The organism is Curvibacter gracilis ATCC BAA-807 (assembly GCF_000518645.1).
GTDB classification, from domain to species: domain Bacteria; phylum Pseudomonadota; class Gammaproteobacteria; order Burkholderiales; family Burkholderiaceae_C; genus Curvibacter; species Curvibacter gracilis.
In genome coordinates, this window is sequence record NZ_JADZ01000005.1 from 330,701 (window position 1) to 337,693 (window position 6,993).

Below are 6,993 nucleotides of genomic sequence, written 5' to 3' on the forward strand. Positions count from 1 at the left end.
CACCAATCAGTCAGTGAAGGTGATGTTCTCGGCCATCACGGCGCGGCCGAGGTCTTCAACCACATAGGCATCGTTCGAGGACTCATAGTTCTCGATGCGATCACGCTTTGCGTTTTCTTCCATGCGGCGGCGGCGCGCGCCCTCTTGCCAGTAGATCGACAAGTTGTCGTAGGTGGTGATCAACAGCTTGTTGTCGGGGAAATAGGGCACGGTGGCGGCCTGCAGGCCACCCACACGCTTCTGGCTGATCACGATGTCGGCCGCCAGGGTCTCGGTGGGCACCTGGCTCACGTCAACCAGAGGGAAGTACTTCTCGGTGAGCAGGTTGCGGCCCATGAGGACAACCAGGCCTGGGTCTTGTTGATACCAGGGGTCGAGGCCGTTGATCGCATCGAAAACCAGGGCATCGAGGTTTTGGTAGTCGTTGGCAGCACCGACACCGATCTTGATCTGGCCAGCGGTTTTGCCACCGGACATGACGCGGGACGGGGCATCGTCGCGCAGGTGTTGCAACCAGCCCTTGTTCACGTCCTGCAGCAAGGGGTGGGCCACCAGGTCGGTGTCAGCCGCAATGCTGGTGCCATTCCAGCCGATCAAGATGCGATCCAGCGCCTGGCGGCGCACGATCAGGTCGCGCACTCGGGTTTGGAAGTCGGGGAACTTGGCCCAGGCGTCCAGCTTGGCATAGGTGATGTGCGTGTCCGAGTTGGTCTTCACGCACTGGTAGCCACGGCTGTCCAGCGTGCTGATGTCGCGGGTCTGGCGGTCCTTGGTGGTGGTGTCGGTGCGGCTGGCGGCCGGGCCGGACACACCCAGGCCGAGCTTGTCACCCTGCATTTCCACAACAGGCGAGATGTTGATGCGGCCAAGGAAGTCGCTGGACTCTTGGATCTTGCTTTCCAGCTTTTGCTGCACGCTGGGAGAGACGGTGAATTGCTTGGTGGCGTCGGCCACGGCATTCAGGCGGCCAATCTGGTTCAGCAGTTCGGCATAGGCCTGGCGGGTTTCATTACGCATGGAGGGGCTCCGGGTTGAATGCGATTGCGGTGGAAAATCTGCGGCTGATCAGCAGTCGGTCTGGATGCGGCCGCTGTTGCCGGTGGCCGGCGGGCGCTGGCTGTGCTGCTGCTCAGGCGTGGTGCCGAGCTTGGTCACCAGCTCGGTGTACTGGCCCTGCAGAGTGGCGAAAGCCTTGGACAGCTTGTCGTGGTCGGCCTGCAGGGTGGCGTGCTTCTCGGCCTGGTCGGCGATCACCGTCCCAGCTTCTTCCAGTGCTTCGAGCACGGCAGAGAACCGGGCGTCGTCGCTCTTGGCCTTGCCGTTGAATTTCTCCGTCACGGCTTTGACCGAGGCGATGAACTTGGTGACCAGGCCCGCGTCTTCGGGCTTGTCTTCCTCGAACTCCAGCGTGACCTCGATGGCCTCGGAGAACAGCGCTTCGGCGTGGCTCTTGCGGCCGGCCAGCGGGCTGGCCTTCGGGTTCTGGGCCGCGAAGGCCAGGATGTCGGTGCCCAGGCTGGCAGGGCTGTCGGTGACGGCCAGGCCGGTCAGGTAGGCCTCGCCGGTATCGGCGAATTTGGGGTTCACCTCGATGGAGGTGTAGATCTTCTGCTTGGCCTTGGTCATGGCCACCAGTTCGGGCAGGGGCTCGATCTGGGCGAACAGGGCCAGCTTGCCGTCTTCGACCGGGCGGGCCTCCACTGCGATCACGTCGCCGTAGGCCTTGAACAGGCCGTCAGGCGCGATGCCACGGTAGTGCTCCAGCCAGACGCGGGCGCCGTATTTCTTGGGGTCGAAGTTGGCCGCCATCTGCGTGATCCAGTCCTTCTGGATCACGCGGCCGTCGGTGGTTGCGCCTTCAGTGGCGACGCGGAAAAGTTTGGATTTTTGGGCCATGATGGCTGCTGCTCCGAGGTTGGTAACGAGTAGCTGCCATCGTCGCGCCCCACGGCCGCGCATTCAACGACCTTTGGTTGTGTACGGCCCGTACACAACCGATACCTGTCAACGAAACGGAGCGACGCCCATACGCTCGACGGCATGAACGAAGCCGTCATCGTCCCCAAGCGTTTCAAGCGCGAAAAACCAGCTGATGGGCTGGACGCCGACAAGCGCCGCGAAGCTCGGCACCTGTACTGGCAGGGCTGGCGAATCTCGTCGATTGCGGAATACATCGACGAGCCTCGCAGCACTGTGCAGGGCTGGAAAGATGTGGAGGAATGGGACAAGGCACAACCGGTGCAGCGCGTCGAGGCCACGCTAGAGACCCGGCTGGTGCAACTGGTCATGAAGGACCCCAAGACCGGCACCGACTTCAAGGAAATTGACCTGCTGGGCCGCCAGATCGAGCGCCTGGCCAGGGTGCACAAGTACGGCGCGACCGGCAAGGAGGCCGACCTCAACCCGGCGATCGAGCGGCGCAACGACCGCCCCAAGAAAAAGCCCGATCGCAACCACTTCAGCGAAGAGCAGCACGAGCAGCTGCTGGAGGCCTTCAAAGACTCGCTGTTCGACTACCAGAAGGTGTGGTTCCGCAACAGCGAGGCGCGCACGCGCTTCATCCTCAAATCACGCCAGATCGGCGCCACCTGGTACTTTGCCCGCGAGGCCCTGGCCGATGCGATCGCCACCGGCCGCAATCAGATCTTTCTGTCGGCCAGCAAGGCCCAGGCGCATATCTTCAAGCAGTACATCATTGCCTTCGCGAAGGATGCCTGCGGCATCGAGCTGTCGGGCGACCCCATCGTGCTCAGCAATGGCGCCACGCTGTACTTTCTGGGCACCAACGCCCTCACGGCTCAGGGCTACCACGGCAATGTCTATTTCGACGAGTGCTTCTGGACGCGCAAGTTCGACGAGCTCAACAAAGTGGCGTCGGGCATGGCCATGCACAAGCATTGGCGCAAGACCTACTTCAGCACGCCCAGCAGCATCCAGCATGAGGCCTATGCGCTGTGGAGCGGGGCGCGCTTCAACCGCAAGCGACCGAAGGATGAGCGCATCAGCCTGGACCTGAGCCACGACCGGCTGGCCGGGGGCTTCACGGGTGAGGACAAGATCTGGAGACAGATCTGCACCATCGTCGACGCCATGCGCGGCGGCTGCAACCTGTTCGATATCGACGAGCTGCGGCTGGAGTACTCCACCGAGGAGTTCGAGAACCTGCTCATGTGCGGGTTTCTCGACGACTCGTACAGCAGCTTTCCGTTGGCCGAGTTGCAGCGCTGCATGGTGGACAGCTGGGAGGTATGGGACGACGTCAAACCGTTCAGCCTGCGCCCTTTCGGCTATCGGCCTGTGTGGGTTGGCTATGACCCCAGCCTCACCGGAGACACCGCCGGCTGTGTCGTGCTGGCTCCTCCCAGCACGCCGGGTGGCAAGTTCCGGGTGCTGGAGCGGCACCAGTTCAAGGGCAACGACTTCGAGGCCCAGGCCGAAGTGATCCGCAAGATCACCCAGCGCTTCAACGTGGTCTTCATCGGCATGGACACCACCGGCCTGGGCCAGGGGGTCTATCAGATCGTGCAGAAGTTCTTCCCCGCGGTGAAGGGCTACCAATACAACGTCGAGATCAAGTCGCGCCTGGTGCTGAAGGCCCAAAGCGTGATCCGCAAGGGCCGCCTTGAGTTCGACGCCGGGTTCACGGATCTGGCCCAGGCCTTCATGGCCATCAAACGGGTGATGACGGCCAGCGGCCGGCAGGTCACCTACGACGCGGGCCGCAATGAGGTCACCGGCCATGCCGACCTGGCCTGGGCCTGCATGCACGCAATGGACAACGAATCGCTGGATGGCGAGACCAGCTCATCCAAATCGATCATGGAGATTTCTTGATGCAAGACGAAACACAGGCCTCGGCGCAGCTCGCCCAAGCCGACCAGGCCAAGAAGATGGAGGCCTTCACCTTCGGCGACCCCACCCCGGTGATGGATCGGCGCGAGCTGCTCGACTACCTGGAGTGCTGGAGCAACGGGCGCTGGTACGAGCCACCCATGAGCTGGTCCGGCCTGGCCAAATCGTTCAGGGCTTCAACCCACCATTCGAGCGCGATCTATTTCAAGCGCAACATCCTGGCCAAGACCTTCAAGCCCCACCGCCTGTTGAGCACCGATGTGTTCAGCCGCTTCGCACTCGACTTCCTGGTGTTCGGGAATGGCTATCTGGAGCACCAGGTCAACCGACTGGGGGGCTCCATTGGCCTGTCGCACGCGATGGCTAAGTACACCCGCCGCGGGGTGGACCTGCAGAAGTACTTCTTTGTGCGCAACGGCGCCGACGAGCATGAATTCAACAGCGGCCGGGTGTTCCACCTGCAGGAGGCCGACATCGAGCAGGAGGTCTATGGCCTGCCCGAGTACCTGAGCGCCCTGCAGGCGGCCTGGCTCAACGAATCGGCCACCCTGTTCCGCCGGCGCTACTTCAACAACGGCAGCCACGCCGGGTTCATCCTGTACATCAGCGATGCGGCGCAGAGCCAGGGCGACATTGACGGCATCCGCGAGGCGCTCAAGCAGAGCAAGGGGCCGGGCAACTTCCGCAACCTGTTTTTGTACAGCCCCAATGGCAAGAAGGACGGCATTCAGCTGATCCCCGTGAGCGAGGTGGCCGCCAAAGATGACTTCTTCAACATCAAGAACGTGAGCCGCGACGACGTGCTGGCCGCCCACCGCATCCCGCCCCAGCTGCTGGGCATCGTGCCCAGCAACACCGGCGGCTTCGGCGCCATTGTGCCCGCCGCCCAAGTGTTCGCCACCAATGAGATCGAGCCCTTGCAGGCGCGCTTCCTGGCCCTGAACGACTGGCTGGGCGAAGAGGTGGTGCAGTTTGAGAAATACGAGGTGACGGTCAGCCCGACCGCCCCCGGCGGGGGAGGATAGACCTCCCCCAAAAAAAGACGGGGCGAGTGCACCAGGTGCGTCAACACCCAGCACAAACCCCTCCGCCGTGAATGCGCACGGCATTGGCCAAACGACCCCGTCACCTGTGCACAGGCGGGGCGATCATAAGGCGATGCCGACATGCAAGAACCGAAAGAAGTTCGATGTGGCCACTGCAGCAAGAAGCTGGCGGTGGCAATTTTTGTTCGACTGGACATCAAGTGCCCGCGCTGCGGGACCTTGAACCTCCTGCGGGCCGAGAGCCCCAGCCCAGAACGCCACCGAGCGTCATCAACCCCTGAAACGAAAGATGACGATGCGCGTGAGCGAAATGATCGAAGAAGGCGGCCATCCGGCCGCATCCCCCCTGGTGCCCTGGATCGGTGGCAAGCGCCGCCTGGCCAAGCACATCCTGCCCTTGTTCCCTGAGCACAGCTGCTACGTGGAGCCCTTCTGCGGCGCCGCAGCCCTGTTCTTCCTGAAAGAGCCCGCCAAGGTCGAGGTGCTGAACGACGCCAATGGCGATCTGGTCAGCCTTTACCGGGTCGTGCAGCACCACTTGGACGAGTTCGTGCGCCAGTTCCGCTGGGCCCTGACCAGCCGCGAGATCTATGGCTGGCTGTCAGCCACCCCACCGCGCACCCTGACCGAGATCCAGCGCGCCGCGCGCTTCTTCTACCTGATGAAGTGCGGCTTCGGCGGCAAGGTGGAGGGGCAGACCTTCGGCACCGCCACCACCAGCCGCCCCCGGCTGAACCTGCTGCGCCTCGAGGAGGACCTGAGCGCCGTCCATTTGCGCCTGCACCAGGTCACGGTGGAGCACCTGAGCTGGCTGGACTGTGTGAAGCGCTACGACCGCCCCCACACGCTGTTCTACATGGACCCGCCGTATTGGGGGACCGAGGGCTATGGGGTCGAGTTTGGGCTGGAGCAATACGCCCTCATGGCCGAGGCCATGAGCACCATGAAGGGTAGGGCGGTGGTCAGCGTGAACGACATCCCCGAGATGCGCGAGGCATTCAAGGGGTTCCCGATGAGGGAGGTGGTGATCAATTACAGCGTAGGGGGCGCCGGGCGGGCACGGGCCCCCAAAGGCGAGTTGATCATCACGAACTTCGCAATCGATTGACCACCCCCAGAAGCTGATCACCCATCTCCCCCAGAGGCCATCCCATCGGATGGCCTTTTTCTTGACCTCTGCCCAGCGTCAAAAACCGCCCAGAAAGCGCTCCGAGCTGATCCGGCGCCCGAGCCATTGCTCGCCCCATGATCGGCGCCCAGAGGGCCGCCTGCGCCCTCCCCTGCCCCATTCCAACCGACCCGACACCCCTACCGCTGTGGCCGTGCGGTCATGCCCATCGAGACCCACGGCGCGCGGACGAGACCCCGCCGCGCCCTCGGTCTTAATAGGCCTCTTTTGACGACCCTGCCGACCCTGGGCAGCGCAAGGCCTGGTGCGGCCTCGCGGGCGGTTTTCAGGGCCACTCAGATGACGGGATTTGACGGAATTTCACGGGCCCAGGCAGGTTGCCGGTGGGAATGCTCTACCGGGATCCAGAAGGCAAATCCGGGAAAGGTTCGGGGAAAACATGATTTCCAACACTACCCCCCGAAATCGACCCGCGACCCGCATGGATGCTGGATTTGTGTGATCAGAATTTTTTCTGATTTGACCTGATCCGAATCAGGAGGCCCCGTAAGTCATTGATTTGTATATATTTTTTATTCAACTCGATCAGAAAGCGGAACCCTAACAAATCATGTTTAGATCAGTAAAAAATCAGGGTTCTACAAATTCGCAAAAGCCACGCCAGACAAGGCTTTCAAGGCTATGCATCCTTTTGATCATGAAAATCATGCTTTTCCCGAACAGACACCGGAATTCGTGACGCAGCTCAATCAGAAGGCGCTATCCTATGGGGGCTTGGTGCCACCGAAGCGCAATGCTCATGGCCTATGGGATGGCCGGTAGATGCGCAATATCGCGATGGAAGCCGCATGAATGCTTGATTCCTTGGGGACGCCCTCTCCGCCAATACACGCGTCACAGACGCTTTAAGACGGCCCTTCGGGGCCGTTTTTCATTGGGCCACCCATATACTGACCCGCCGTAACA

Annotated in this window: 6 protein-coding genes; 4 read left to right on the forward strand and 2 right to left on the reverse strand. The window is 62.1% G+C overall.

Features of this window, described 5'->3' with window-relative positions; translation table 11 throughout:
- Positions 1 to 6: 6 nt before the first annotated feature.
- The gene (locus L880_RS0104325) at positions 7 to 1,017 is read right to left on the reverse strand and encodes a phage major capsid protein, P2 family (RefSeq protein WP_027474627.1); all 1,011 of its coding nucleotides are present in this window, start codon (positions 1,015 to 1,017) and stop codon (positions 7 to 9) included.
- Positions 1,018 to 1,065: 48 nt separating this feature from the next.
- On the reverse strand, positions 1,066 to 1,896 hold the full coding sequence (locus L880_RS0104330) for a GPO family capsid scaffolding protein (protein ID WP_027474628.1): 831 nt from the start codon (positions 1,894 to 1,896) through the stop codon (positions 1,066 to 1,068).
- Positions 1,897 to 2,040: 144 nt separating this feature from the next.
- Here L880_RS0104330 and L880_RS0104335 point away from each other — a divergent pair, with 144 nt between their 5' ends.
- From L880_RS0104335 to L880_RS0104345, 4 genes are all read left to right on the forward strand, one after another.
- Positions 2,041 to 3,834 (forward strand): terminase ATPase subunit family protein, encoded by a 1,794-nt coding sequence (locus L880_RS0104335; protein WP_051443046.1) that lies wholly within the window; start codon positions 2,041 to 2,043, stop codon positions 3,832 to 3,834.
- Entirely contained in the window at positions 3,834 to 4,877 is a 1,044-nt protein-coding gene (locus tag L880_RS0104340) for a phage portal protein (protein WP_043328435.1), read from the forward strand. The genes L880_RS0104335 and L880_RS0104340 overlap by 1 nt, the downstream gene beginning before the upstream one ends.
- 141 nt (positions 4,878 to 5,018) lie before the next feature.
- Positions 5,019 to 5,306, forward strand: coding sequence for a Com family DNA-binding transcriptional regulator (locus tag L880_RS35450; protein WP_157462567.1), 288 nt, complete (start codon positions 5,019 to 5,021; stop codon positions 5,304 to 5,306).
- Positions 5,194 to 6,006, forward strand: a complete 813-nt coding sequence (locus L880_RS0104345) for a DNA adenine methylase (protein WP_425389164.1) — start codon at positions 5,194 to 5,196, stop codon at positions 6,004 to 6,006. The genes L880_RS35450 and L880_RS0104345 overlap by 113 nt, the downstream gene beginning before the upstream one ends.
- The last annotated feature ends 987 nt before the right edge of the window (positions 6,007 to 6,993 follow it).

Bases quoted from the DNA above. Each gene is read 5' to 3' on its own strand.
- L880_RS0104325 (WP_027474627.1), bottom strand. From the start codon at position 1,017: ATGCGTAATGAAACCCGCCAGGCCTATGCCGAACTGCTGAACCAGATT.
- L880_RS0104330 (WP_027474628.1), bottom strand. From the start codon at position 1,896: ATGGCCCAAAAATCCAAACTTTTCCGCGTCGCCACTGAAGGCGCAACC.
- L880_RS0104335 (WP_051443046.1), top strand. From the start codon at position 2,041: ATGAACGAAGCCGTCATCGTCCCCAAGCGTTTCAAGCGCGAAAAACCA.
- L880_RS0104340 (WP_043328435.1), top strand. From the start codon at position 3,834: ATGCAAGACGAAACACAGGCCTCGGCGCAGCTCGCCCAAGCCGACCAG.
- L880_RS35450 (WP_157462567.1), top strand. From the start codon at position 5,019: ATGCAAGAACCGAAAGAAGTTCGATGTGGCCACTGCAGCAAGAAGCTG.
- L880_RS0104345 (WP_425389164.1), top strand. From the start codon at position 5,194: ATGCGCGTGAGCGAAATGATCGAAGAAGGCGGCCATCCGGCCGCATCC.